The 26442-nt window shown below is 56.5% G+C and carries 20 protein-coding genes; 11 read left to right on the top strand and 9 right to left on the bottom strand.

Annotated features, from left to right (window positions below; all coding sequences use genetic code 11):
• Positions 1-76 precede the first annotated feature (76 nt).
• Together H7A51_12295 and H7A51_12290 are read left to right on the top strand one after the other, a co-directional pair.
• Complete coding sequence (locus H7A51_12295) at positions 77-2767, top strand: c-type cytochrome (GenBank protein MCP5536997.1); 2691 nt, start codon at positions 77-79, stop codon at positions 2765-2767.
• Positions 2755-4251: a hypothetical protein gene (locus H7A51_12290; protein MCP5536996.1), complete on the top strand. Its 1497-nt coding sequence runs from the start codon at positions 2755-2757 to the stop codon at positions 4249-4251. Before H7A51_12295 ends, H7A51_12290 begins: the two co-directional genes overlap by 13 nt.
• Positions 4252-4261: 10 nt before the next feature.
• Here the strand turns inward: H7A51_12290 and H7A51_12285 are convergent, their stop codons facing one another.
• Positions 4262-5185, bottom strand: coding sequence for a histone deacetylase (locus H7A51_12285; GenBank protein ID MCP5536995.1), 924 nt, complete (start codon positions 5183-5185; stop codon positions 4262-4264).
• Positions 5186-5389: 204 nt separating this feature from the next.
• Entirely contained in the window at positions 5390-6970 is a 1581-nt protein-coding gene (locus tag H7A51_12280; GenBank protein MCP5536994.1) for a SulP family inorganic anion transporter, read from the bottom strand.
• A 180-nt stretch (positions 6971-7150) separates the two neighbouring features.
• Here H7A51_12280 and H7A51_12275 point away from each other — a divergent pair, with 180 nt between their 5' ends.
• Positions 7151-7996, top strand: coding sequence for a PEP-CTERM sorting domain-containing protein (locus tag H7A51_12275; GenBank protein ID MCP5536993.1), 846 nt, complete (start codon positions 7151-7153; stop codon positions 7994-7996).
• Between the two features lie 664 nt (positions 7997-8660).
• Here H7A51_12275 and H7A51_12270 read toward each other — a convergent pair.
• Positions 8661-8807, bottom strand: coding sequence for a hypothetical protein (locus H7A51_12270; GenBank protein ID MCP5536992.1), 147 nt, complete (start codon positions 8805-8807; stop codon positions 8661-8663).
• 566 nt (positions 8808-9373) lie between these two features.
• On the opposite strand from H7A51_12270, the gene H7A51_12265 reads away from it, so the two are divergent.
• The 3 genes from H7A51_12265 (at position 9374) to H7A51_12255 (ending at position 12629) form a co-directional block, all read left to right on the top strand.
• Entirely contained in the window at positions 9374-9940 is a 567-nt protein-coding gene (locus tag H7A51_12265; GenBank protein MCP5536991.1) for a transposase, read from the top strand.
• A 166-nt stretch (positions 9941-10106) separates the two neighbouring features.
• The gene (locus H7A51_12260; GenBank protein MCP5536990.1) at positions 10107-11417 is read left to right on the top strand and encodes a transposase; all 1311 of its coding nucleotides are present in this window, start codon (positions 10107-10109) and stop codon (positions 11415-11417) included.
• Between the two features lie 111 nt (positions 11418-11528).
• Positions 11529-12629: a transposase gene (locus H7A51_12255; GenBank protein MCP5536989.1), complete on the top strand. Its 1101-nt coding sequence runs from the start codon at positions 11529-11531 to the stop codon at positions 12627-12629.
• A gap of 61 nt (positions 12630-12690) precedes the next feature.
• Here the strand turns inward: H7A51_12255 and H7A51_12250 are convergent, their stop codons facing one another.
• From H7A51_12250 to H7A51_12240, 3 genes are all read right to left on the bottom strand, one after another.
• A complete protein-coding gene (locus H7A51_12250; protein ID MCP5536988.1) occupies positions 12691-14604 on the bottom strand; it encodes a heavy metal translocating P-type ATPase in 1914 nt (637 codons plus the stop codon).
• Between the two features lie 77 nt (positions 14605-14681).
• Entirely contained in the window at positions 14682-15446 is a 765-nt protein-coding gene (locus tag H7A51_12245) for a class I SAM-dependent methyltransferase (GenBank protein ID MCP5536987.1), read from the bottom strand.
• Positions 15447-15495: 49 nt separating this feature from the next.
• Positions 15496-17316, bottom strand: a complete 1821-nt coding sequence (locus H7A51_12240; GenBank protein ID MCP5536986.1) for a cation:proton antiporter — start codon at positions 17314-17316, stop codon at positions 15496-15498.
• 247 nt (positions 17317-17563) lie between these two features.
• On the opposite strand from H7A51_12240, the gene tadA reads away from it, so the two are divergent.
• The 5 genes from tadA to H7A51_12215 all read left to right on the top strand — a co-directional run bounded on the left by tadA (position 17564) and on the right by H7A51_12215 (position 23987).
• Positions 17564-19240: a Flp pilus assembly complex ATPase component TadA gene (tadA, locus tag H7A51_12235; GenBank protein MCP5536985.1), complete on the top strand. Its 1677-nt coding sequence runs from the start codon at positions 17564-17566 to the stop codon at positions 19238-19240.
• An 87-nt stretch (positions 19241-19327) separates the two neighbouring features.
• Positions 19328-21007: a type II/IV secretion system protein gene (locus H7A51_12230; GenBank protein ID MCP5536984.1), complete on the top strand. Its 1680-nt coding sequence runs from the start codon at positions 19328-19330 to the stop codon at positions 21005-21007.
• 117 nt (positions 21008-21124) lie between these two features.
• Entirely contained in the window at positions 21125-22399 is a 1275-nt protein-coding gene (locus tag H7A51_12225) for a type II secretion system F family protein (GenBank protein ID MCP5536983.1), read from the top strand.
• Positions 22400-22525: 126 nt separating this feature from the next.
• Positions 22526-23059, top strand: a complete 534-nt coding sequence (locus H7A51_12220) for a type II secretion system protein GspG (GenBank protein MCP5536982.1) — start codon at positions 22526-22528, stop codon at positions 23057-23059.
• 157 nt (positions 23060-23216) lie between these two features.
• Positions 23217-23987: a hypothetical protein gene (locus H7A51_12215; GenBank protein MCP5536981.1), complete on the top strand. Its 771-nt coding sequence runs from the start codon at positions 23217-23219 to the stop codon at positions 23985-23987.
• A 35-nt stretch (positions 23988-24022) separates the two neighbouring features.
• Here H7A51_12215 and H7A51_12210 read toward each other — a convergent pair whose 3' ends face one another.
• From H7A51_12210 to H7A51_12200, 3 genes are all read right to left on the bottom strand, one after another.
• Complete coding sequence (locus tag H7A51_12210) at positions 24023-25009, bottom strand: aldo/keto reductase (protein MCP5536980.1); 987 nt, start codon at positions 25007-25009, stop codon at positions 24023-24025.
• A 70-nt stretch (positions 25010-25079) separates the two neighbouring features.
• The gene (frr, locus tag H7A51_12205) at positions 25080-25646 is read right to left on the bottom strand and encodes a ribosome recycling factor (protein ID MCP5536979.1); all 567 of its coding nucleotides are present in this window, start codon (positions 25644-25646) and stop codon (positions 25080-25082) included.
• Positions 25647-25690: 44 nt separating this feature from the next.
• Positions 25691-26425, bottom strand: coding sequence for a UMP kinase (locus H7A51_12200; protein MCP5536978.1), 735 nt, complete (start codon positions 26423-26425; stop codon positions 25691-25693).
• Positions 26426-26442: the final 17 nt, after the last annotated feature.

Below are 26442 nucleotides of genomic sequence, written 5' to 3'. Positions count from 1 at the left end.
CCAAAACAACTCTTTTTGCTTTAAATAACATGGCCACCACTCAGAGTATTTAGCGCATACCCAACCTTGCGATCCTGTGGCCCTATTCAAAAAACAAACCGACCTCGGCGTCTTATTTTTGCTGTGCATGGCTCCGGTTGTCCTGGCCGAGCCGATCGTTCCCGGTTTGATGTCGAGCCAACTGACACCGGAACTCAAAGGCAGGGTGTTGCTTGAGGAGCTTAACTGTGCCGCTTGCCATCAGAGCGAGGCTCCCTTTGCCGCGCAGTCGAAAAAGGCACCCCGATTGGCGGAAATTGGCTCGCGGGTGGACCCTGGTTACATCGAGTCGTTTATCTTGGACCCCCATGGCACCCAACCCGGCACGACGATGCCGGACGTGCTTACCCATCTGGATGGGAAGGAGCGGAGGGAAGTGGCCAGGGCGATCACGCATTACTTGCTGTCTCTTAAGAAAAACGACTTCAAACCACAGGCTCCGGACACCGTCGCCGCCCGCCGTGGCGAGCGTCTGTTTCATACGCGGGGATGTGTCGCCTGCCACTCTCCGCGTGATCAAGCCGGGATGGAACTCCTGCCGAAAACGTCCGCTCCTCTGGGTGCCCTGGAAAAAAAATACAGCACCAAGAGCCTGATGGCATTTTTACAAAACCCGCATGCCAGCCGCCCATCCGGTCGGATGCCCGACCTGAAACTGCCCGCGACAGAAATCGAGAGCATCACCCATTACTTGTTGCGGGACACCCAGGTGCCGGGGAATCTCAATTACACACTCTATCACGGTTTGGTCTGGGAGGGCTTGCACAGCGAGGCGGTGACGGCTCGGAAGGCTGGTCAGGTGAATGACTTTTCCCTCGATCAACTGGGTAAACAGCCCAAGCATTTCGCCGTGGAATACGAGGGCTGGATGCACATTGACCAGCCCGGTGACTATACTTTTTTCCTGGAGCTGAACGGAGGAGCCCTCCGCCTTGATGGGACGCAGGTCATTCTTCAGGAGCCTAGTCAGCGACGTGGTCCAAAGAAACTCCAAGGAACCATTGCGCTGGAAACGGGCTGGCGGAAAATCCAGCTGACCTATTTCAATACCGGGCATAAGCCGGTATTCGCCTTTGAAATGAAAGGGCCTGGAATGCAACGAGGCCCCCTCTCCGCCGCGATGTTATCTGTTTCTAACAAACCTGTTGCCGCATTCCAGGCGGTACGAGTGGATGATGCCCTGACTGCGCGTGGACGGAAGTATTTCGAAACCCAGCGATGTGCGAATTGCCACGACGATGTCGGGGTGGCACCACAGCCTGCGCGTCCGTTTGCTGAACTTGCGTCTGGTCAGGGGTGCCTGAGTGAAGCTCCTGGAAATTGGCCACACTTTTCCTTGAGCGCGGCACAGCGACAGACAATCACTGAGGCTCTACCGAAGGCTAAGGGCGAACTAACAGATAAACAAAAAATCGACAAAACCCTAATCACCTACAACTGCATCGCCTGTCACGACCGGGCCGGGTTGGGCGGGATTGTCTCGGAGCGGAACGCTTATTTTTCCGGAACGCACCCGGAGTTGGGAGACCAGGGCCGGTTGCCGCCGCCGCTTTCCCATGTAGGTGCCAAATTGCAACCTGCATGGATCTCGAAAGTGCTCATGGGCGGGGCACGACAACGCGAATACCTGCACACCAGAATGCCGCAGTACGGCGAGGAAAACGTAGCTCACCTGGTCATGCTGTTTGGTGAGGTCGACCAGCTGGAAAACGTGACTTTCCCTGAAATCGCCGACATCAGGGAATCCAAAAACGCGGGTTACGAGATGATCGGCTCAAAAGGATTCAGCTGTATCGCCTGTCACGATTTCAATGGTAAAAATACGGGAGGTGCCGGGGCGCTGGACCTTGTCCATGTCACGGAACACGTCCAGAAAAACTGGTTCCACCTCTTCATGCAGAACCCCTCGCGTTTCCACACGACCGGGATCATGCCCAGCTACTGGCCCGGTGGCCAGTCGATCCGGCCGGATGTTCTCAACGGAGACACCGCCCAGCAAATCGAGGCGCTCTGGGCCTATCTGGGCGATGGTGCCAGCGCCAAAAAGCCGGAGGGCCTGTCCCGGCAGAGCAACGAGCTGCGCGTGTTCGATGTGCCGGAAATCGCCCGCGGCCGCGGCACCACCGCCGGTTTCCGTGGCATCGGAGTGGGCTACCCCGGCCGGTTGAACCTGGCGTTTGACTCCGGGGAAATGGCACTGCGCTTACTTTGGAAAAACAGGTTTGCAAGCGTTGACCACGGCTCGTTCAAGGCCGCCGGGGACCAGCGTATTGCCTTCCCTCCAGGTATTCCATTCCACCGACTGAAATCGTTGGATGACCACTGGCCTTACAAAGGAAAATCCGACCACTTGTTCCCGCACGACCACGGTTATCAATTCCTGGGATACCGGCTAGACACCCGGCGCAGGCCGACGTTCCGCTATCGCTACGGCGATGTCGCGGTGGATGACTTTTTTGAGGAAGTGGTCGATCCGGATGGGGTGACGAAGTTCAGGCGGACTTTCAAATTCGAGGCAGGCCAGGCGCAATCGATGTTTTATTTCCGTGCAGCCTCGGGTAAAAAAATCACCCGGAAGTCAGACCGGGATTGGGTGGTCGACAGACTTCAAATCCGGATCACCAGCGACCACAAAGCGATCATCCGCGAAGGTGATCCCGGCGAGGTTCTCATCCCGCTCACGCTCCCGAAAGGAGCTTCATCTTTCACCCTGGAATATATATGGTAAATATCCGACTCATCCCCGCGCTGCTCCTAGCCGCCGCCACTCCCGCTTTTTCCGAACAGGATCTGGGCGCGATGTGGGGCACCGCTGCGGCGGAGGCAACATACTACCCGATCACCAACATCCCCATTCCAGCCGGTGTGCCGCTGCGTGTGGGGAGCTTGGAAATCCTGCCCGATGGCCGGCTCGCCGTCGGCACCCGCCGGGGTGATATCTATTTTGTCGATGGTGCCTTTGAATCTCCCCCGGCACCGAAGTACCACCTCTTTGCCACCGGCCAGGATGAGATCTTCGGTCTGTCGTGGAAGGACGGTGCCATGACCGCCACCCAGTTTGGTGAAGTGACCCGTATCTCGGATACCGATGGGGATGACGTCGCTGACCAATACGATACCCTGACCAATAACTGGGGCTACGCCGAGGGGCACGAGTTTGCCTTTGGCTCCAAACATGACCCCGACGGCAATATCTGGGTGGCTCTCGGACTGAGCGGCTCCTATCACTCTAACAACATATTCCGTGGCTGGGCTGTCAAAGTCACCCCGGAGGGAAAAATGATCCCGGTTTGCAGTGGACTGCGTAGCCCGGCTGGTGTCGGTCCCAATGCGGAAGGGGTGATGTTCACCATCGAAAGCCAGGGGCCGTGGAACGGCTGCAATTCACTCAAGCACCTGAAGCAGGGCGCTTTTCTCGGGCACCCCGCGAGCTATAACTGGTATTCCTACGTTGATGGCATGGAGACACCCAGGGTGATCCCTGACAGCCAGTCGCGTATGCAGATAGAAAAAAAGCGGGTCAAGGAGCTGGTGCCACCCGCCGTCCGCTTCCCCTACATCAAAATGGGCCGATCCATCTCGGGGTTCCGACTCAACCAGACCGGCGGGAAATTCGGCCCCTTTGAGAACCAGATTTTCCTCGGCGACTACACCCTGAGTATCATCCTGCGCGCCACCATGGAGGAAATCAACGGGGTCTGGCAAGGTGCCTGTTACCCGTTCCGCGAGGGCCTGGCGACCGGGCTGATGCACGTCGAGTTCTCACCCAGGGGGCAGCTCATTGCCGGCGGGTTCACCACCAACAGCCAATGGCCGGTGCGCGGCACCGAACCCTACGCCCTCCAGCGCATCGACTGGAGCGGGCTCGTGCCCTTCGAAATCAAGGAAATCAATATCAAGAAACAGGGTTTCCTCATCCACTTCACCAAGCCTGTCGATGTCAACATCGCAGCCAAGCCCGCCAGCTACAGCATCAAGACCTATACCCATATCTACGCCGCCGGCTACGGCAGCCCCGAGGTCGACCACACCGTGCCCAGAGTCACCCAGGCCGTCCCATCCAAAGACGGCCTCTCAGTCATGGTGAGCCTCGATCAAATCACCGAAGGCCACATCCACGATTTTGATCTCACCACGATGAAGTCCAACGACGGTGACAACCTGCTCCACACCAAGGCCTACTACACGGTGAATGAGATTCCGGAAAACTGAACCCGTTTTCTTACCCCTTGCCGAACTCCGCAGCGATTTTCTTCGCCGATGCCACCGTGTTCCGGTGGAGTTTGGCGGTCAGGCCGGGGTGGCGGTTGTAGCCGCCGCCGTAGAGGATGGCGAGGGGGATGCGGTTTTTGATAAAGGCGCGGATGATGACGTCGTCGCGGCGTTGCATGTCGGTGACGGTGAGCATCATGTTTCCTAACAGGTCGTTGGAATGGTTGTCGGCACCGGCGACCCAGATGACGAGGTCGGGGTTAAAGACATCCAGGGCACCTGCAAGGGTGTTGAAGAGTTGTTTGAGATACATGTCGCCCTCGACGTAGCGGACGGTTTCCACATCCATCGAGCCATCGACCCGGCTGGTCAGTGAGGCGGACTGGCCGACGTGGATCGAGTAGGTGAATACGCGTGGATCGTTTTGCAGCAGGCTGTTGGTGCCGTTCCCCTGGTGGGCATCGGTATCCACAATCATGATGCGGATGCCGGGTTGTTTTTCCTGCAAGTCACGCACAGCGATGGCGACATCGTTAAAAACACAGAACCCTTCACCCCGACCCCTGAAGGCGTGGTGGGTTCCTCCGGCGAGGCACACGGCGACACCTTCCGCGAGCGCGGCGTGGCAGGTCTGCCGGGTCGCCTCGGCTTCGGTGGCGCAGCGGGCGAAGAGTTTCGGGTTGGCGGGCAGTCCGAGGGCGAGCTGCTCACGCATGTCGAGGGCGCCGTGGTAGATCTTGGAGAGATACTCGCCGTCGTGCACACGCTTGAGCACATGAAGGTCGGTCTGGGCGACATCGATGATTTCCTCCGGTCTGAGGATGCCATTCTGCAGCAGCATCTCGCGGCATGTTGAATACTTGTCACCGGGAAATGGATGACCCTCTGGCAAGTCCAGTTTCAGGTCGAGGTCCGATGAATAAAAGCAGCGCATGGCGGTTGGGCACCCAGTCTGATGGGTTTTGACAGAATTTACAGAATTAACAGAATAATTTTTCCATGGGGAGGATGGATGGTTGAAACGGGTGCCCGCCTGACTGGGTTCCGAAGCTTGAGAAGGACGCGAACAGGCACGTATTTCCCAATCCAGCGCCATGCACATCATGGATTTCTTACGGCCTGGAGGCCTTGATGATGGTTATGACCCGATGATCCTGCTGTCCTCACTGCGGAGTCGGGCGACGGAATAGTGCGGGTCGTCGGGGAGGACTTCGATGTCGACCAAGCTGCCGGCTTTTTCTAACATCTGTTGGCAGTCGGGTGATAGGTGGCGGACGTGCAGCACCTTGCCGGCGTTACGGTATCGTTCGCCCAGCGCGTTGATGGCCTCGAGCCCCGACAGGTCGCAGACGCGGGCTTCTTCAAAATCAATGACGATGTTGGGAACGTCGGACTTCGCCTGGAATTTATCGGAGAACTCGCGCACCGAGCCGAAGTAAAGCATGCCTTCAACCCCGTAGATGCGCTCTTCCGGTGTGTCTTTGTGCATGGTCACGGTAATGTGCTTCGAGCTCTCCCAGGCGAAGACGAGGGCGGAGAGGATGACCCCGACGAATACCGCCAGCGCAAGATCATGCAGAATCGCAGTGACCAGTGTCACGGTAAGGATGATAAGCATCTCGGACTTGGCGATCTTTCCAAAGCTCTTGAACGTCGACCACTCAAACGTGCCGATCACCACCATAAACATCACACCGACCAGTGCGGCGATCGGGATCTGGATGATGACGGGGCCTCCGATCATGATAAACAGGGCGAGTGAAACGGCGGCAACCACCCCCGAGGTGCGGCCACGACCGCCGGATTTGATATTGATCAGCGACTGGCCGATCATGGCGCAGCCACCCATGCCGTGGAACAGCCCGGAGAGGATGTTGGCGGCTCCCTGGGCAATACTCTCGCGGTTGCCCTGGCCACGGGTTTCTGTGATTTCATCAATGAGCTGGAGGGTCATCAGCGATTCGATGATGCCGACCATGGCCACCACAAACGCGGTCTTCAGAATGAACCGCCAGTGCTCCAGCCAGTTGAATCCCGTGGGAAATGCGAATGCCGGGAAGCTGTTGCTGAGGGTGCCGTCGCCACCGCCGTCTTTCAGCACGTTTTCGATCGTCCGCGCATCGGGTAAGAAGTAGGCGATGATGCCGACGATGATGATCGCAACCAGGGTGGACGGCACCGCTTTGGTGACTTTCGGGAAAAACTGGATGATGGCCATCGTCAGGACCACCAGTCCGATCATCAGCCAGAGAGCACCGCCCTGCATCCACGCACCCTGCGATTTGAAAAAGCCGAACTGGCCCATGCAGATCACAATGGCCAGCCCGTTGACAAAGCCGATCATCACCGGGTGGGGGACCAGGCGGATGAAACGGGCAAGTTTCAGCAGACCAAACAGGATCTGGATCGCACCCGCCACGATGATGACCGCAAACAGGAACTGAAGCCCGAGGTCTTCGCCGATCTCATTGCCATACTTCACCGCCGAGCCGGCGACCACGGCGATGGCTCCCGTGGCTCCTGAGATCATACCGGGCCGACCACCGAGGGTGGCGGTGATAAAACCCATGAACACAGCCGCCCAGAGGCCGACCAGCGGATCGACTTTGGCGATAAATGAAAAGGCGATGGCTTCGGGAACGAGGGCAAGAGCCACTGTCAGACCCGACAGGGAGTCGTCCTTGAGGTTGCCGTTTTTCTTGGTGAAGAGATCAAACATGAAAAGTCAGGTGTGTGTGAACCCCGCGCACTAGAGGTAAGTGTGCACAATAGCAACCCCGATCTGGCGGAGTTTTGGGTTCAGGCTCATAAGAACCCAAAATATTTTAATAATCTTACTTTAAGTTTATGTTATTAGTAAAAAACAATTGACAATGCGGAGTAATATTATAAAAAAGACATGCAAACCGACTCGAAAGGCCGGTTTTATGCAAAACCCCCCTACCCTTTACATAAACCGTTGAAAAACATCATCTGCATCACCTTGCTTGGAGCTTTTGCTCATTTTGCGAATGCACAATCGGCCTACGTGGCTGATTATTCGGCCAACCCGTTTCTGGACGGCTCGGCCACGGATCTGGACGACTCCAGCTGGCTTTCCTCCAAGTACGGCCGTAATGGGGTCGTGGTATCCAATCCCTTCAACCCCACGGGAAACGCTGATGAAGAATCTTTTTTCGCAGTAAATTCCGGATTTTACAACCATACGGTAAAGTCGATAGGCGACAAAATCTCGCTATCGACGAGTTTTTACTCTGATTCGACAACTGGCAGCGGCGCCAGGGAGTCGACCGTATATATTTCACTCGCCCCGGGTTTGACCGCATTGCTGGGCGATATCGGTGATGGCTCAGGGAATGAGCGAATTTCGCTTGGCGTTGGTTCTGCTGCCGCGGTTGTCAGCAACCCTGGCTTTACCCTGACCACTGACCAGTGGGTTGACGTATTGTTCAGTGCAACCTATGTGGGTGACAACGCCGGTGGTATTGCAACCTTTGATTACGAGCTTCGCCTCAGGGGTGGAATGGTCGGTAACTACAACGCGCAGGGTGTGGCCCAGCCGTCTCACAGCTATTATGATATCGTGGGAACGGCCCAGTCACCTGCCTTTGGTCAAGAAGGGGACGGTGATGCGCAAACGATTTATTGGGCGGCTCCGACCAACGTTCCCGAACCCTCTACTGTAATTTTGTTAGTGACAGGCGCTATGGCTGCTGTGATGCGTCGCAGTCGTCAAGGTGCCTGAATCTGTTTGTGTTGATTGTTCAGACCCCCAAGTCCCTTGACCGGGTCTTGGGGGTTTTGTTGTTGCGCTCACGCATCGCCTAAAATAAAAGGTCTTAAATAAAAGGCCTGTCCTTTAGTAGGAAAAACATCAAGCGTTACCCTTACAGTCTGGTTTACCTTATCGGAGCTGCTTTGGACTGCGGCGAGGTATCGCCGCTTTTGCTACGGCTTTCACGGTTCCGATACAGATGCCACTCAACGGTGCCAAAAACACTTTCACTTTCACGGATTCACTGATTTTCCCGAAAATCATCTTTGTGCGTGCATGTGAACATCATGGGCCATTCAATAGCGGCGATACCTCGCCGCAGTCCAAGTAAAGGGGGAAGAGATTTGTTGCATTTGGTGTTTTTGACTGTTTGGAATGTTGCACGTCATCTCTTCCCCTCTCGCCCAACAATCATCGAATCTACAATCCACGGACCCCTCTCTGCGCTGGACCTCTTTACCCACAAGCATCTCTGATCATGGATCGATGATCCGTTTGAATTGTCGTCACATCCGCCTCCGCCTCCCGGGCAGTATTTCCAGTGCGAATTGGTCCATAAATAAAAGGTCTGTCCTGTAGAAAGCAATTGTTTACGCCATTTTTAAAGCATGATTTTCTAACACCGATGACGTGGTCAACCGGTCCTCCCAACCACTTCCTCAAGCGTCGCCTCAAAGCTCTCGCGATCCGCGTCACTGCGCACAATCTTGTCCAGCCGGTTCCCTCGCGCCATCACATGGTAAATGGCGTCATCGAACTGGACTCTGACTTGGCGTGGCATGATGGGATTCTACCGGAGGAAATGGGGGAGTGCAAGGTGTCAATGATACATTTCTATGCCTGACCAATTTCACATTTTCAGACAGTTGCTGCCCCCTTTTACGGTTCATACCCGTTTAGTAGTAAAGGTGGCGGGGTGGCCCCGCCGCCTACTCGACCGGAATACGTGGGCTAGTTGTTCACTGCTCTCACACGAAAGAACCGATTTGAGGTTGTTGATCCGTATTGTCCTGGATTTGCTGGTACCCAGGTAATTAGATCGACACTGGATTCCATAATGATGGAGACGGGTCCCGAAGCATCACTAGGAATGACAACTGCTGTTGAAGGCGTGCCCGCTGGAGTTGCCGATGTTGCCGACGAAACTGTTGTACTGACGATACGCATACCAACACATGGGGAAATGGTCCCTGGAGAAGTCATAGTTAAAGTTGCTGGTCCTACTAGTGGCGCCGGACTAACTGTGGATGGTTTACCTAGGAGCTTGTCGGACTTGGAATTGATCCAAGAGTTTGATAGTCTCAATGCATGGCCGCACGCTTTGTTTCCGTAGACCGTAATACTCCGATGCTTCTGCCTCCTGACCTGCGTGAGTGGGTGCCCGAGGACGACCTGGTCCATTTCGTGATCGAGGCGGTGGACCGCCTCCCGCTGGAGAGCTTTCGGGTCAATCACCGGGGCACCGGAGCCAAACAATTCCCGCCCCATATGATGCTGGCGCTGCTGATCTACAGCTACGCCAACGGTCTGTTTTCCTCGCGTAAGATCGAGCGAGCCACCCACCGCGACGTGGCAATCCGTTACCTGACGGCAGGGACCCATCCCGATCACGACACGATCTGCAAGTTCCGCCGCGACAACCTCGAGGCTTTCCGCGAGAGTTTTGTCGATGTGTTGGAGCTGGCCCGCGAGCTCAAGTTGCTCAAGCTCGGCAACGTCTCGCTGGATGGCACCCATTTAAAGGCCAATGCGTCCATCGATCAGAACGTCAGCTATCAACGAGCCGTTGAAATCCGCGAGCAACTCCGGCTGGATATCGACGGGTTACTCGCACAGGCGGAAACAGCTGATGCCGAGGACCAGGATAGCCAGAAGCTTCCCAGGATAAAAACAAGATCGGTGTTAGAATATTAGGTGTAAAAAATTAGCGTGGCGGGGTCTTGTTCGAGCTGTGTTGCGAGCACCGAGGTTGATTCATGCTGGGTCGTTCAAGCTCACTTTGCGTCTGTTAGCTCGCGAGAGGATAAATAAATGCATTTACCGCTTGATTACAGGGTCCTGACCCGCAAAAAAATTATTCATGGCCCATTTACTAACAATAACATCCGAGACTTACCGCCGCTTCCGCCAACCCCTAACATGCATCCTCGACAAAGCAGAACACCAGCGTTGCTGTCCGGTGGTCGGGGATCACGACTGGATCGATACAGGCATCTTCCGCGTTCTCGACAACGAGCCCTCCGGGCGCGCCTTTCTCCAGAGTCTTTTTGATTCCAGTGGCGGGGAAGCAGGGCTCACCCCCGCCCAGTTCTTTGACGCCCTCAAGAGCAGGCGTCGGCGCAGCCACCTCCGTAGCCTTCTCGACGAGTATCTCGCCACCGCTCCGCGCAACCATCCATCCCATCCCGGTCCGGCAAGCCATGCGGCCCTTGATGATTTTGAGATTTTCGCGGGGGACGGCCACTTTCATGCAGCCGCCTCCCATGACCAGCGTGATTACAAGGGAAGGAAAACAGCCGTAGGCCACCTCTACACACTGAACCTGCGAAACTTCACCTGTAATCACCTCGCCCTGAGCAACAAGAAAGAAAAACGGCGGACAAGGAAGACCGAGAAAAACCACGACATCACCCTGCTCAAGTCCCTCGACAGAGAGCTCCTGCGCCAAGGCGCGCCAAAGGGAAGGAAGGTCATCTACGTGTGGGATAAGGCCGGAATCGATTTCGCCCAGTGGTTCAAGTGGAAGCAAGCGGGCGGCATTTACTTCCTGAGCCTTGAAAAAGACAACATGCGCCCGGTGAGTCCGATGCCCCTTGGGTTTGACACCGCGGATCCGGTTAACGCCGGAGTAATCAGCGACGAACTCGCAGGATACGGCGGCGGAGTCATGCTGCGGCGCATCACCTACCGCTGCCCGCAGAGCGGACGCGACCTGGTATTGCTGACCAACCTGACAAGCTCAAGCTTCCCGCCGGGACTCATTGCCCAGCTCTACCGCATGCGCTGGGACATCGAGAAAATCTTCGATGTGTTCAAGAACAAGCTTGGCGAGATAAAGGCATGGGGGAGCACGGAGGCCGCGCGGGAGATGCAGGCCCTCTTCATCACCCTGAGCCACAACCTGCTGACACGCTTTGAGGAAACCATCAGGGAAGAAGAGGGAATCGAGAACACAACAAACCGCGAGCGGATGGACAAGCGTCTTGAGCAGGCGCAAAGTGAAGCCAGCCAGTTAGGAGGGGAGTTGCCAAGGCTATACAAAGACTGGCAGAGGCTTAAGCAGACGGGCGTGACCTTCATCCGCTGGTTAAGAAATCAAATTTTCAAACCGACTTCGTGGGTGCAGTCCTTGCACCTGTTAAGGCAAACCTACGCCATTTTTAAAGCATGATCTTCTAACACCGATCAAAAACAAACAAAAGGTCTGTCCTGTTGATATGAAATAGGTGTTGACCTTGGTGCTTTTTTTGTGTAGTTTCCCCTCAGTCAGCCGTATCCAGCTATGTATCAGCCACGTTTTCTATCCCCTTCCGCCGAGGTTTCGGCGTCGGTTTATCACTGTGTTTCCCGGGTGATCGACCGGCGGTTTGTGTTGGGGCGGGATGAGAAGGATGTTTTTGTGCGCATGATGCGGGAGTATGAGGCGTTTTGCGGGGTGCGGGTGCTTTCCTACTGCGTGATGAGCAATCATTTCCACCTGCTGGTGGAGGTGCCGCCGAAGGCGCGGGGGGCGGCGGTGGAGATGGGGGACGATGAGTTCCTGAAGCGGATGAAAACGATTTATTCGAAGCTGTATTACCTCGACATCGAGCAAATGGTGCGGCGGCTTCGGCGGCAGGGTGCGGACGCGGCGGTGGAGGAGTTCAAGGCGAAATACACCCGGCGCATGCACGACCTGTCGTCGTTTATGAAGGGGCTCAAGCAGCGGTTCACCCAGTGGTATAACGGCAAGAAAGCGCGTAAGGGAACCTTGTGGGAGGGGCGGTTCAAGAGTGTGCTGGTGCAGGATGGTTACGCGGCGCGTGTGATGTCGGCTTACATCGACCTGAACCCGATCCGGGCGGGGATGGTGGAGAAACCCGAGGACTACAAGTGGAGTTCGTATGGCGAGGCGATGCAGCCGACGGCGAAACGGGGCCGGAAGCTGGCGCGGGACGGGTATTGCAGGATTCTGGCCGGTGCGGATGATTTTAATTTAAAAAGGGAGGGTGCAAAGCCATTGCAGAGCTGGGGCGACGGCGTGGCGGAGCGGTACCGGATGATGCTGTTCACGGATGGCGAGGAGGTGTTCGCCGAGCGGAGGGAAACGGGAGGCGGGGTCAAACAAGTGCGGAAAGGCTTCCGTCGACAGGACGTGGAGAAGGTGCTGGCGAAGGGTGGCAAGCTGAGCATTGGCGAGGCGTTGAGGTGCCGGGTCCGGTATTTCAGCGACGGCGTGACGTTTGGTAGTCGGGACTTTGTCGACAAGGTGTTCAAAGAGGCCCGTGAAAGATTCAGTGAAAAACGCAAGACCGGGGCGCGGCCATTGAGTGGTGTGGGGTGGCGGAAAAAGCAGACCCGGCTCTACTCGATGCGGCAGCTGGTCAAGGAGCGGCTGGAATAGAGTGTTCTGTTAGGTGGCGACCTGTCGACGAGGGTGGGAAACTAGTCCTTTGCCCATGCGCTCACGCATCGCCTTGACCTTTGAAAAACAAGATCCGCAGGCTGTTGAGCACCACGACGATGGTGGAGCCCTCATGGCCGAGCACTCCCAGGGTCAGCGGGATCCAACTGCCGATGGCGGCAAGGCCGAGGAGGATCACGACACCCAGGGAAATGGCGAGGTTTTGTTTGATGATGGCACGGCAACGCCGACTCAGCTGGAAGGCGTCGAGCAGGCTTTCCAGCTTGTCGTGGGTGAGGACGATGTCGGCTTGCTCCAGGACGGCGTCGCTGCCGCGCAGTCCCATACCGATGGATACATCCGCCATGGCGAGACTTGGCGCATCGTTGACGCCGTCTCCTGCCATGGCGACCTTGTCGCCCTGTTCTTTCCATTTCCGGATGGCCGCCACCTTGTCCTCGGGATGAAGTTCATACTGGAAATCGGTGAGCCCTACCTCGTCGGCGATCAGTTGCGCCGATGCCGCCCGGTCGCCGGTGAGCATGGATGTTTTGACACCTTGCTGATTGAGTTGGCGGATCAGTCGGGCGGCCTCCGGTCGTGGGGTGTCGCGCAGCAGTAGCCGTCCTGTCAGGTTGTCGCTGTGCACGATGACCTCGGTGAGTCCGGCTTCGGGCAATGGCAGGGATTCGAGCCATGGGTTTGCTTTCCCCGAATCAACAACATGCGACCTGCGGCCCAGGGTCACCGCTTTGCCATCGATGATGCCGCTCAGTCCTTTACCGGGGAGTGATTGGAAATCAGTCACCTTGCGCGGGACGCCCGCCCGGTCGGCATGTGCCGTATGGATCGCCCTCGACAGCGGGTGGGTGGAGTTGAGCGAGAGGGCGGCGGCGAGGTCGAGGAGCTGCCGGTCGGCACCCACGGGATTGGTTTCGATGCCGACGAGTTCGAGTTCCCCCTTGGTCAGGGTGCCGGTTTTATCGACGGCAAGGCGGGTGATTTGGGCAAGGTTTTCCACCGCCAGTCCACCACGGAAAAGAATGCCGCGCCGTGCTCCGCTGGCAATGCCTGTGAGGATGGCGCTGGGGATGGATATGACCAAGGCGCAGGGCGAGCACACCACCAGCAGGGTCATGGCGCGGTAAAATGCGGATTTCTGACCACCTTCATTCAGGAAAGCGGGGATGTGCATACCGAGGTGCCAGATGAAAAACATGGCGAGTGAGAGCAGCAGGATACCGATGGTGTAGGTGGTGCCGAACTTGTCGGTGAAGCGCTGCGAGGGAGCTTTTGATTTCTGGGCTTCGGTGATCAACTGGATGATGCGGGCGTGGGCGCTATCGCCGGCTTCTTTTTCGACCACCGCATCAAGTTTGCCCCAGGTGTTGATGGTGCCACTGAAAACCGCATCGCCCGGTCGTTTGTCAACCGGTGCGGATTCGCCGGTCAGTGATGACTCGTCGGCCGAGCTTGCGCCGGAAACCACCCGGCTGTCGGTGGGGAACTGCTCGCCCGGGAGAATGCGTATTTTTTCACCGATACGGAGGGAGGCGACGGACACCTCCCTGGTGCTGTTGTCCTGCTGGATCGAGAGTGCCATCTTGGGTGCTTCACGAAACAGGGAACGGATTTCCCGCTCGGTTCGCGCCATCGCCATGGCTTCGAGGGCACCGCTGAGGGAAAAAAGAAACAGCAGGGCGGCACCTTCCCACCAGGCACCGATAAAGGCCGCGCCCACGGCCACGGCGATCATCAGGAAATGGATGTCGAGCCGGAGTTTGCGCAGTTTTTCCAGGGTGTCTAACGCCGCATCCCAGCCACCGGTCATGTAGGCGATCAGGTAGATGCCGAGCGCGATGTTTTCAGTATCGGGGAATCGCTGCACGATGATTCCGGCCACAGTGGCCAGTCCGCAGAGAATGGCGCTGCCTAACAGTAGTGGCCAGGAGCCTTCGTCATGATCGTGATCCATGGGAATGGTTTGATTCTAGCTGCTACGCGGTAAATAGAAACCGAAAAACCTGTGAGACTCGATCTCATTAACGGAGGCTACTCATCGTCGTGACGTCTGGCGATGACGGTGATCATCTGGCTGTTGTCATCGCATGGTTCACCGGCTGTAAAATCACCGATGATTTGTTGCGTGCTGAAGCCGGCGTCGGTAAGTATTTTTCCGATCTCACGTGGCCAGAACCAGGTCAGCTTATGAACGCTGTCACTGGATTCTAACACCTCTCCGGCGGGCGACAGGATTTGGTACCGATGTTCACGCAGAAGTTCTTGTGAGAGGCGTTTGATGTAGAAGCGGGTATGGCATTGCGCGGTGTTTCCGTCGGGTAGTTCCGTTTCCTGGTCGAGAAACCAGACGCCTTCCTCGAGTTCACCGGTTAACTCCGCCCATGGGATGAAGGTGGTTAAGTACAGCCCGCCGCCCGGGTGGAGATGATCGCGGATGTTGGCAAAAACCTCCGCGATGGTATCGGGTGGCAAAAGTTGCAGGGTGAATGCCGGTATGGTGACCGCGCCATAGACGGAGCCGGTCCGGAAATCCTCCATGCCGGCGTGATGCAGGACGGGGCTGAAGTCGCCTGCGGATTCCCGGCACAGTCGCAGCATATCCTCCGAGTTATCCAACCCCTCCATCAGGTATCCGTCTGCTAACAAAGGAAGTAAAATTCTCCCTGAGCCGCACCCGAGCTCAAGTGCGGAGCCAGCGTATTGTTGGAGGAAACCCTTAATCAACGGAAGCTCTGCATTGTCACCCTCAGCCGCCCAAAACACATCATGCAACCTTGCCTCTAACTGATCATACATAGCCCTTCTTGGTATTTGGAGTTTGAATCTTGGAGTTTAAACGCAGCGATTAGGCATCCTCCGGCCTGATCATCGCGTAAATCGTGGTTCCCGGTGCCATGGGTTTCATTTCGTCATACGCGACCTGTAGACCTTTTTCCTCGGTGACCCGGAACAGGAGAATGTAATCCTCACCATACATCTCTTGGAAATGCTCCAGGGTGAACTGCCCGGTGATGGTCGTTTTTTTAATCACCGCACCTTGGGCGGCAAAATTCTCCAGTCGCCTGAACTGTGGGCGCGACGGGAAACAGATCCTGCCGCGCAGGTGTGCCGCCGCCGCTGTCCGGTGGTGGGCACCATCATCGGTCGGCGCGACCTGCCAGACGTTCTCCCGGCCAAAGACGTGGACGAAATGGTGCGCCGCCAGTGAGTTGACCTCGTCGTTGGGGGTGGTGGTGATCAGCTGGCCCAATCCTGTGAGTTCGAGTTCCTCCTCCACATACTCGGAAAGGATGTTGGCGCGGACAGCCGGGAGGCCATCAAGTTTCGCGCTGGCGATGTTGTCGTAGTTGGTGTCTAACAACAAGATGTCATGACCGTCTTTCTTGAGTGCCTTTGCGGCCAGTCTGACCCATTTTCCAGCACCGGCGAAGAGGATGCCGCGTGGGTTTTTGCTGGCGAGTCCCAGACGGCGTGCCAGTGGTGCCGCCAGCAGGCCGTAGAACGCCACGGTCCCGACGATGACGATAAATACAATCGGGACCATCTGATGGGTAACCAGTCCTATTTCCTGGTTTAAATTGCCCTCGTGGACCGCATGCTCGAACTCAAGGGCAAAGATGGCCGTGACTGCCGCGGCGACGATACCGCGAGGTGCCATCGATGACAAAAAGAACTGTTCCTTCAGATTGACTTGTTTGGAAAACAGGTTGGCTCCAAAAACGGAGAGAGGACGCACCACCACGATGAGCATGGCGAGCAGTCCAAGTCCGGGCACCAGAGCATCTTTCAGTTCGCTGAGTTGGACACGCCCTGAAAGCACGATGAATAACACCGAGATGATCAACACCCGGAGGTTCTCCTTGAACTCGAGAATGTGTTTCACGGACACCGACTTCTGGTTCGCCAGAGCAATACCAAGCACCGTGACGGTGAGTAGGCCGGACTCGGGCTGGATGGCATTGGAGGCGGCAAATGCCGTGGCGGTCACTGCCAGCAAAAAGACCGAGTGCAGGTAGTCCGGTATCAGGTGGTGCTTCAGCAGGAGTTCAATGATTTTCGCCAGTATAAATGCCAGCACCACACCCACTAACAGGGTGAGGCCGAGCGCGCGGAAAATTTCCTCCCTGGCGGCATCCACATTGCCGGCGATCGCGACCTGATAGACGAGCACCGCGAGGATGGCGCCGATGGGATCGATGACAATCCCCTCCCACTTGACCACGTTGCCAATTTTCCGCGACGGCTTGATGTGTCTGAGCAAGGGGGCGATCACGGTGGGTCCGGTGACCACCAGGATCGCACCTAACAGCGATGCCACGCGCCAATCGAACCCGAGCAGATACCGGGTGCTTGCATAAGTCAGGAAAAAACTGATCACCACCCCGAAGGTGCACAGCCTCAGGACAGGGGTGCCGCTTTCCTTCAGATCGGAGAACTTGAGTGTCAAGCCGCCCTCAAACAAGATGACGGCGACACAAAGACCCACCGCGGACAGCAGGACGTTATCGCCCACCAGATAGTCATCGATGTTGGCCCCGGTGAAATGGCCCAGGCCAAATCCGAAGGCCAGCAGGACCAGGATCGAGGGCAGTTTGCATTTCCAAGCCAACCACTGGGCAGCGATGCCAAGTGCCAGCACGAGTGTGAAATAGGTGAGAGGTGTCATGGATCAGGGAAGTCATTGAACGCATAAAAAGCACCGATGACCATTGTAATTACATTGAATCTGAGTAACGAGGCGTGTTGTAGTTACATTGAATTATCATCAGGAAAACTAATATGAAAAATCGAACATGACTGCTTGACGGGGAGTGCCGCCTTGACCAGTCTGACAGGGATGGTTTCCGTACGGATTGTTATGGGAGCTGCTTTTTTCACGACTCATTACTCACCATTTAAGCGAAGATTTTACAGTGTATTCTAACGAAGATTACCTCCTCGAACTCCTGACAGAAGCCGGACTGGTTTCTGTGGAGGAAATCGAGACCACCCGCGGCCAGTTGAAAGGCAGAGAAAGTGTCGTGGAAAGGCTTGTCGGCAGTAAGCGTATCAGCGAGGAACAAGTCGCCAAGGTTTGCGCTCAGAGCTCCAGCATGGAGTACATCGATCTGGCACACACGCCCATCGCCCCGGATATGTTTGATAAAATCCCGGACGATGTCGCCAGACGATTCCGTGCGGTCCCGGTGCTCGACGACGGCACCTATTTGACCGTTGCCGTCGCCGACCCCCTCGATTTCGAGGTCCTGGACAGCCTTCCCCATATTCTGGGTCGTGAAATCAACCCCATTTGCGCCACGGCCTCTGCCATCGCCCAGGTCATCCACCAGAACTACGGTGGCGATGTTGACGAGGAGGCTGCGCAATCCGAGTTTACCGTTGTGACCGAAGAGGGCGCAGAAGAAGCTTCCGCCGATGACGCGCCGATCATCAAAATGGTATCCACCATGCTGCTGGAGGCCTTTAAGATGAGCGCCAGCGACATCCACATCGAGCCTATGGAGACCTCGCTGCGTATCCGTTTTCGGGTCGATGGCAAGCTCATCGAGGTGGACAACCATCCGAAAAAGCTACACCCCGCTATCATCGCCCGCATCAAGGTGATGAGCGGCACCATGAGTATCGCTGAGAAACGCCTGCCCCAGGACGGACGGATCCAGATCCGCGTGGCCGGCAAGGAGGTCGATCTCCGCGTGTCATCCGTGCCGAGTAACCACGGCGAGAGCGTCGTCATGCGTATCCTCGATAAAACCTCCCTGATGCTCGGTCTGCCGGAGCTCGGATTCCTGTCGGACGACCAGGATACAGTGAGCAAACTCCTCGGTATGCCCGATGGCATCATCCTGGTCACGGGGCCGACAGGCTCGGGTAAGACCACCACTCTCTACGGCTGCCTCAACACCATCAACAAGCCTGACCGGAAGATCATCACCGTGGAGGATCCGGTGGAATATGAGTTGCCCGGTATCAACCAGGTGATGGTGAAAACCGACATCGGCATGACCTTTGCCGCCGCCCTCAGGGCCATGATGCGCCAGGCGCCCAATATCATCATGCTGGGGGAAATCCGCGATAAGGAAACTGCGGGTATCGCCATTCAGGCGGCACTTACCGGTCACCTTGTCTTTTCAACCCTGCACACCAACGACGCCCCTGGTGCCGTCGCCCGTCTGGCGGATATCGGGATCAAACGATTCCTCATCGCCTCGTCGGTCAGGGCGATTATCGCCCAGCGCCTTGTGCGTAAACTTTGCCCGCACTGCAAGGCCCCGGCCATCCTCAATGACCGCGAATTGCGCACCCTCAAGCTGGACGCCAGACAGGTCGCGGAAAGCGACATCATGGGTCCGGAGGGCTGCGACATGTGCCGTAACATTGGTTATAAGGGCCGCATGGGAATCTTCGAGCTTTTCAAAATCGACGACGAAGTACGTCACCTCATCAACGAGGAGCTGACCTCACCACAACTACGCCGCCGGGCGCGTGAGCTGGGAATGCGCACCCTCCGCGAAGACGGCATCCGCAAGGTGCTCGCCGGCATCACCTCCGCAGAAGAAGTCCTGCGTGTCACCATGGCAGACAGCGACTAAACCCAGATACCGAATCCGACCAACACGTCACCGCCACCACACTCAAGAGGACTCAACAGGATTCACCTAACAGCTTATACATCTTTCATGGACAATTCACAACTCATCGACATTTTCGTCAACCGCGGTTTGATCGATCAGTACCTTGCCACTGACATCGTACAAGAGGTCGAGAACAGCGGTAAGGAGATTTCTGAAATACTCGCCGATTACGAGGTGATTCAGGAAAAAGACGACGTCTGGCCGATCATCGCCAACGAGCTGGGCGTCGGTATGATCGACCTCGCGAATTTCGTCCCGCCTGCAGAACTGCTGGCGCTGATTCCCGGCGGTATGGCCCGCTTGCATGGAGCCCTGCCGGTCAACGTCGATAACGAGGGGCTTACCGTCTGCCTGGTCGATCCCCTCAACCCCCAGGTCGTCGAGGACCTGCGCTTTGCCCTGGGTAAGGAGATCATTCTGGCCATTGCTCCCGACCACCTTGTCGAAAAACGACTCAGCGATGCATACGGCGGTGAAGGACAGGCGATGGATGATATCCTGAGCCAGCTGGAAAACGGCATCGTCAATCCTAACGAGCCTAGTGCCCAGGATGTCGAGGCGGAGGCGAATTCCGCTCCCATCATCCGCTATGTCGATCTGGTGCTTTACCAGGCGATCAACGAGGGGGCGTCCGATATTCATTTCGAACCCTTTGAGACTGAGTTCAAGATCCGCTACCGTGTCGATGGTGCCCTTTATGAAATGGCACCGCCTCCGGTGCACCTCGCCTTACCGATCCTTTCCCGGATCAAGGTGATGTCCAATATGAACATCGCCGAGAAGCGCATCCCCCAGGACGGCAGGATTGTTAAACACATCGGTGAAAAGCAGGTGGACATGCGTGTTTCCACCCTGCCCACCCAGCATGGGGAGAGCATCGTACTCCGGGTCCTTGACCGCGGCAATATCAACCTGAGCCTCGATATGCTCGGGATGCCTGACAATATCTTTGAGTACATCAATGACACCGTGCGCAAGCCTAACGGGATTTTCATCTGCACAGGTCCCACCGGCGCCGGTAAAACCACCACCCTCTACGCCGCACTCAAGGAAATCAACACCATCGACTCCAAGCTGCTCACCGCTGAAGACCCCGTGGAATATGATGTCGACGGTATTATCCAAGTCCCTGTGCATGAAGGTATAGGCCTGACATTCGCACGTATCCTGCGCGCCTTCCTGCGTCAGGACCCCGACCGAATTCTGGTGGGGGAGATCCGCGACCTGGATACCGCCCAGATTGCCATCCAGGCATCGCTCACGGGGCACCTGGTGCTCTCGACCCTCCACACCAACGACGCCCCCGGCGCCGTCACCCGGCTCGTTGACATGGGCACCGAGCCATTCCTTGTCGCAGCCTCGCTCGAGGGTGTGCTCGCCCAGCGCCTGCTGCGGACGATCTGCAAGGATTGCAAGGCATCCTACGAGCCCAACGAAGCTCTCCTCAACCAGCTCGGTGTGTCGTCCCATGAACTGGGCGACAAGGAATTCTACACCGGCCGCGGCTGCGACTCATGTGACCAGTCCGGCTACAGGGGTCGCCGTGGCCTGTTTGAGTTGCTCGATATCACAGACCCCATCCGTGACCTGATTACGGACCGCGCCCCGACGGTTGTCATCAAACAGAAAGCCATCGAACTGGGTATGAACACCTTGCGCGAGGACGGACTGAGAAATATTTACGACGGAAAAACCACCATCGAGGAAGTCCTCAAATACACATAAACCAATGATTTTTGCCTGTCCCGGCGACCGGCACGAACAACTGATTGAAATTTACTATTTTCAACTGCCCGATCATTCCCCAAGATAAACCAAGCAAACCATCCACCAATTAAAACCATGGCCAACTTTCAATACCTAGCCCTCGACGCCAAGGGCGACCAAACCACCGGCACCGTCCAGGCATCCAGCGAGTCGGACGCCATCCAGCAGCTTCGTGCCCAAGGCCTCTACCCGACGCAAGTTGTTGAAGAGGGCAAAGGCTCCCTCACCGCAGGGAAGACCAAGGCAAAGGCGCGCGGTAAAAAGAAAGTCAAGAGCATGAGCGGTGGCAAGCTCAAGCCCAAGGCCCTGATGATCTTCACCCGTCAGCTGGCCACCCTGATAGATTCCGGTCTGCCACTTCTCCGTGGCCTGACCGTGCTTGGCAAGCAGGAGCCTAACCCGGTCTTGCGCAACACCGTGAACTCGCTCGCCGATTCCGTCCAGTCCGGTGCCACCTTTTCGGAGAGCCTCTCCCAACACCCCCGTATCTTTAACAAGCTCTACGTCAACATGGTCAAAGCCGGTGAGCTGGGTGGTGTGCTCGAAGTGGTCCTGACACGTCTTGCCGAATACATGGAAAAGGCGCACAAGCTGAAAAACAAAATCGTTTCCGCGATGGTCTATCCCATCATTGTGCTGTTTATCGCGGTCGCCATTCTCGTCTTCCTGATGTTGGTCATCGTGCCGAAGTTCAAGGAAATGTTTGCCGAACAAGGAGGGAACCTGCCCCTCATCTCACGGATCGTCTTCGGTGCCTCGGAGAATATGTTGAAATCCAGTTTCATCCTCCCCAACGTCGTCTGGATATTCCTGATTGCGGCAGGTGGCTTTGTCCTCATCAAAGTGTGGTCAAACACCAAGGGCGGCCGCGCTGCCATTGATGCATTCAAACTCAGGATCCCCATCTTCGGAGACCTGACCAAAAAGAGTGCCATCTCTCGTTTCTCCCGGACCCTCGGAACCCTGGTCACCTCCGGTGTGCCGATTCTCCAGGCACTCACCATTACCCGTGACACCGCCGGTAACGTGGTGGTTTCTAACGCCATCGATACCGTCCACGAGGCGGTCAAGGAAGGTGAATCCATCGTCGCCCCACTCCAGGCCAGCAAGATTTTCCCCGCCATGGTCATCAGTATGGTCGATGTCGGTGAGGAAACAGGCCAGCTCCCCGAGATGCTGCTGAAAATCGCCGATGTCTACGATGATGAGGTCGATAACGCCGTGACCGCACTGACATCCGTGCTGGAACCGATTATGATTGTGTTTCTCGCCCTGGTTGTGGGAACGATTGTATTTGCATTGTTCCTACCCCTGATTAAGATGATTCAGAACGTGGACACTCCAAGTTAAGTTCGCGCACAAACAGACGAACAAAGATCAAGAGCAAACCGGACCTGGCTGTCGCGCGACCGCGTGCCGTGGGGCAGCCACACCCCTGCCACGTCACAGCCACATCATCATAACCCAACCATACCCATGAAAACACCCCGTCATCCCCAAGGGTTTCGTGCCCCCGCCTTTACTCTGATTGAGCTCATGGTCGTTATAGCGATCATTCTGGTCCTGGCCTCGATGGTGGTCGGTGGCATGGGATGGTACAAACGCAAGGCGGCGGAAGGAAAGACGCAGGTGCTGGTGTCGAGCATCGAGCGTGCCCTCGAGGAATATAAACTCGATAACGGTGTTTTCCCAACCGGTGGCGGCGGCGACAACAGCACCATCGAAGTCTACAAGGCGCTCTACGGTGATGCCGATGCCAACGGAACACCCGATTCCGGTGCCAAGGTCTATCTTGAAATACTCAACCCAAGCAATACAGGCAATAAGCTGAATGTGGATACCAGTAACTACACCATCATCGATGCCTGGGGCTCGCCTCTCCATTACCAGAGCCCGGGCGAGATGAATCCGGCGGACGACTTCGATCTCTGGTCGCTCGGTGCCAATGGCCAGGGTGGCCCCGCCAGCAATAATAAAAAGGATAAGGCGGACGATATCAAAAACTGGTAAGCCCGACGCCATCACGGTCACGGCCTTCGTGCCGCCCATGAGTTGCCCCGGTCACCGCCGTGTTGCGGTGACCCCCGCACGGGGGGCCGGTAATACTTGCTCATTCACCTTTACTTCTTACGTTCTGCTGCCTTACTTGCGGACACCCAACCATTTCATGTCAGAAGATTCCCTTCCTCCAGAGCCACAGGACAAGGCTCCCCGTAAAAAACCGACCGCCAAGTCGGCCAGGAAAAAAGTTGCCAGCGAAACCCCGACGGCTGCAAAAACTGAAAAGCCGGATAAGCCGGAAAAAAGTGCCGCTAAGGAGCCCGCTCCCCAACAACCGGAAAAACAAGACCCGCCTGTTTCGCCTAACACATCTGGCGCACCCGAAAATACTAACAAGCCGGATCAGGCGGCCAACGCCGGAGGCCAATCCGATTCAGCCGATTCAGCCGATTCCCGTCCGGCGATCAAACGTGGTGTCCGTGGCAACTCGAAAAAAACAGCTGCCAAAAAATCCGCCAAGCAGGAGGCAAAAGACGAACAACCCCAGGACAAGGCCGCGGAGGCTTCCAAGGAAGATCAAGGCGATGACCGCACCGCTGAGGAGCAGCCTCGCAAACAGGCGCGCCGCAATCGGAACCGCAAGCGTAACCGACAGGAACAGCCGCAGCAGGAAGCTCACAAGGTGAAGCTCAATGCCAGGAAAGTCGCCAAGCGGGCATGGAAGATTTTCCTCGGCGAGGTCAATGAAGAGGGCCTGGCCCTGATTGCCGACAAAGACGCCGGCGAGCTTGCACGCCGCAGCCTCCGGATCGCGGAAATCTATTCCCGCGAGGAAGCCAACGTGATCGGCAGGGGCAAAAAAAACGAGGCCCATGCCGAGCCAAGACAGCCCAACCAACCGGAAGCTAAAAAAGCCGACGGAGAAGAGGTCGGGTAAACCCGTTTTGGAGCTTTTAACCGCAGTTTTAAGAATTACAAAATCTCGTCGATCGCAGCCAACTCGGCTTGGGTAAACTCAAGCCGGTCCAGGCAGCCGACATTTTCCTCCAGTTGTTTGACACTGGAGGCACCGATCAGGGCACTGGTGACCGCCGGGTGATGAAGCACCCAGGCCAGGGCCATGTGGGCGAGTGACTGGCCGCGCTGCGCAGCAAAGTGGTGAAGTTGTTGGACCTGGGCCATCCTGGCGCTGACCGCCTCTTTTTGTAGGAATCCATGTTCCTTGGCGGCCCGGGAATCCTCGGGTATGCCATCGAGGTATCTCCCTGTGAGTAAACCTTGGGCCAGAGGCGAGAAGGGGATGCACCCCACGCCTTTTTCTAACAATACATCCGTCAGCCCGTCTTCAATCCAGCGATCAAAGAGATTGAATCTCGGCTGGTGGATCAGGCAGCGCACCCCCATGGATGCGAGGATGTCACAGGCTTCCGCCGCCATAGCCGCAGGGTAATTGGAAATGCCCGCATACAGCGCCTTGCCTTGTTGCACCGCCGTGGCCAGCGCTCCCATGGTTTCCTCTAACGGGGTGTCGGGGTCGGGTCTGTGCGAGTAGAAAATATCGACATAGTCGAGCTGTAGCCGGTCGAGCGACTGGTCGAGTGACGCCAGCAGGTATTTACGTGAGCCCCACTCCCCATACGGGCCGTGCCACATGAAGTATCCCGCTTTGGTTGAAATAATCAGCTCGTCCCGATGTGACAGGAAGTCGTGTTTGAGGATGCGACCGGCATTGCGTTCCGCCGAGCCGGCGGGTGGGCCGTAGTTGTTGGCAAAATCAAAGTGTGTGATTCCGAGATCAAAAGCCCGGTGCATGATACTCCGCGCCTCATCTGGATCATCGACATCACCAAAGTTATGCCAGAAGCCCAGTGAGATGGCCGGCAGTTTCAGTCCGGAATGACCGCACCGGCGGTACGGCATACGGCCATCATAACGTTCAGGGTCCGGGGTGTAGGACATGGTTAGGGGGTGTGGACACTCTTGTCCGGATGGCTGTGCGGGTGGTGGACAAGAGTGTCCACCCTCCCTATCAAACCGTCATCAACTCGGTTTCCTTGGCTGCGAGATGCTCGTCGATTTCCTTGATGTACTTATTGGTAAGCTCCTGGACCTCGGCCTCGAAATCGTGCTGTCCGTCCTCGGTGATGGCATTGGCAGCCTTCATCTTTTTGGCTGCGTCCATTCCGTCCTTGCGGCAGGCACGGACACGGACACGGGCTTCCTCGGCTTGGTTCCTGACCATTTTCACCATGTCCTTGCGGCGCTCCTCGGAGAGTTCCGGCACGGGGATACGGAGATGTTTACCTTCGTTGGCCGGGTTGAGGCCGGTATTGCTCTCGAGGATTGCCTTTGCGATGTCCTTGGTGGTTGAAGGGTCGAACGGTTGGACCATAATCATGCGCGGCTCGGGCACGGTGATCACAGCGAGGCCCTTGACCTTCATGTTGCTGCCGTAGCTGGCAACGTGGACATCAATGTTCTCGACCAGTGCGGGGCTGGCTTTTCCGGTGCGGATGGCTGCAAATTCGTGGATGGCATATTCCACGGCCTTCTTCATGCTTTGTTCGGTATTTTTAAGTGCTTCGCTGGCTTCCATGGGATCGATAGTGAATGGTGGATGTTGATTAGTGAATGAAAAAATTACCCCTTGTAGACGATGGTGCCGATATCCTCACCCGCGAGGGCTTTGGTGATGTTTCCTTCGCCACCGATATCGAAAACAATGATAGGTATGTTGTTGTCCATGCAAAGGGTAAATGCGGTGGAGTCCATGACCTTGAGGTTCTGGCTCAGGCACTCCTGGAAGGTGATTGTCTCGTAGCGGACGGCATCCGGGTTTTTCTTGGGGTCCGAGCAGTAGACACCATCGACCATCGTCGCCTTCATAATGGCATCGGCTCCCATCTCACTGGCGCGTAGCGCTGAAGTGGTGTCGGTGGAGAAAAAGGGGCTGCCCGTTCCCGCCGCAAAAATAACCACATTCCCCTGCGAGAGCAGCCTGTTGGCCTTGCGGCGGATAAACGGCTCGGCAACGTTTTTCATCTCGATGGCCGACTGGACAACGCACTTCACGCCTTCGGCTTCAAGCGCGCTTTGCAGGGCAAGGGCATTCATCACCGTGGCCATCATACCGACGTAGTCGGCCGTCGCCCGGTCCATGCCCCGGGCACTTGCGCTGGCACCGCGCCAGAAATTGCCGCCGCCGCAGACCACGCCGATTTCCACTCCTGTGCTGGCTGCTTTTTGGATTTCCTTGGCAACACGCTCGACGATCTCGGGCGAAATGTTGTCCCGGCTACCAGACTCTCTCAGTGCTTCGCCACTGAGTTTTAATATCACACGTTTAAAAGAACGGGCTTCTTGGGCTTTACTCATGGTGTCGGGCTGAGAAT

It is taken from the genome of Akkermansiaceae bacterium, assembly GCA_024233115.1.
In the GTDB taxonomy this organism is placed as follows: domain Bacteria; phylum Verrucomicrobiota; class Verrucomicrobiia; order Verrucomicrobiales; family Akkermansiaceae; genus Oceaniferula.
Note: the sequence above shows the minus strand (reverse complement) of the source record. Positions and strands in the feature narration are given on the sequence as shown.

Excerpts from the sequence above, each read along its gene's own strand:
- H7A51_12240 (MCP5536986.1), bottom strand. The coding sequence starts at position 17,316 with ATGACACCTCTCACCTATTTCACACTCGTGCTGGCACTTGGCATCGCT.
- H7A51_12250 (MCP5536988.1), bottom strand. The coding sequence starts at position 14,604 with ATGGATCACGATCATGACGAAGGCTCCTGGCCACTACTGTTAGGCAGC.
- H7A51_12280 (MCP5536994.1), bottom strand. The coding sequence starts at position 6,970 with ATGTTTGATCTCTTCACCAAGAAAAACGGCAACCTCAAGGACGACTCC.
- H7A51_12200 (MCP5536978.1), bottom strand. The coding sequence starts at position 26,425 with ATGAGTAAAGCCCAAGAAGCCCGTTCTTTTAAACGTGTGATATTAAAA.
- H7A51_12275 (MCP5536993.1), top strand. The coding sequence starts at position 7,151 with ATGCAAACCGACTCGAAAGGCCGGTTTTATGCAAAACCCCCCTACCCT.
- H7A51_12255 (MCP5536989.1), top strand. The coding sequence starts at position 11,529 with ATGTATCAGCCACGTTTTCTATCCCCTTCCGCCGAGGTTTCGGCGTCG.
- H7A51_12225 (MCP5536983.1), top strand. The coding sequence starts at position 21,125 with ATGGCCAACTTTCAATACCTAGCCCTCGACGCCAAGGGCGACCAAACC.
- H7A51_12220 (MCP5536982.1), top strand. The coding sequence starts at position 22,526 with ATGAAAACACCCCGTCATCCCCAAGGGTTTCGTGCCCCCGCCTTTACT.
- H7A51_12270 (MCP5536992.1), bottom strand. The coding sequence starts at position 8,807 with ATGCCACGCCAAGTCAGAGTCCAGTTCGATGACGCCATTTACCATGTG.
- H7A51_12265 (MCP5536991.1), top strand. The coding sequence starts at position 9,374 with ATGCTTCTGCCTCCTGACCTGCGTGAGTGGGTGCCCGAGGACGACCTG.
- frr (MCP5536979.1), bottom strand. The coding sequence starts at position 25,646 with ATGGAAGCCAGCGAAGCACTTAAAAATACCGAACAAAGCATGAAGAAG.
- H7A51_12260 (MCP5536990.1), top strand. The coding sequence starts at position 10,107 with ATGGCCCATTTACTAACAATAACATCCGAGACTTACCGCCGCTTCCGC.
- H7A51_12210 (MCP5536980.1), bottom strand. The coding sequence starts at position 25,009 with ATGTCCTACACCCCGGACCCTGAACGTTATGATGGCCGTATGCCGTAC.
- H7A51_12285 (MCP5536995.1), bottom strand. The coding sequence starts at position 5,185 with ATGCGCTGCTTTTATTCATCGGACCTCGACCTGAAACTGGACTTGCCA.
- H7A51_12245 (MCP5536987.1), bottom strand. The coding sequence starts at position 15,446 with ATGTATGATCAGTTAGAGGCAAGGTTGCATGATGTGTTTTGGGCGGCT.
- H7A51_12215 (MCP5536981.1), top strand. The coding sequence starts at position 23,217 with ATGTCAGAAGATTCCCTTCCTCCAGAGCCACAGGACAAGGCTCCCCGT.
- H7A51_12230 (MCP5536984.1), top strand. The coding sequence starts at position 19,328 with ATGGACAATTCACAACTCATCGACATTTTCGTCAACCGCGGTTTGATC.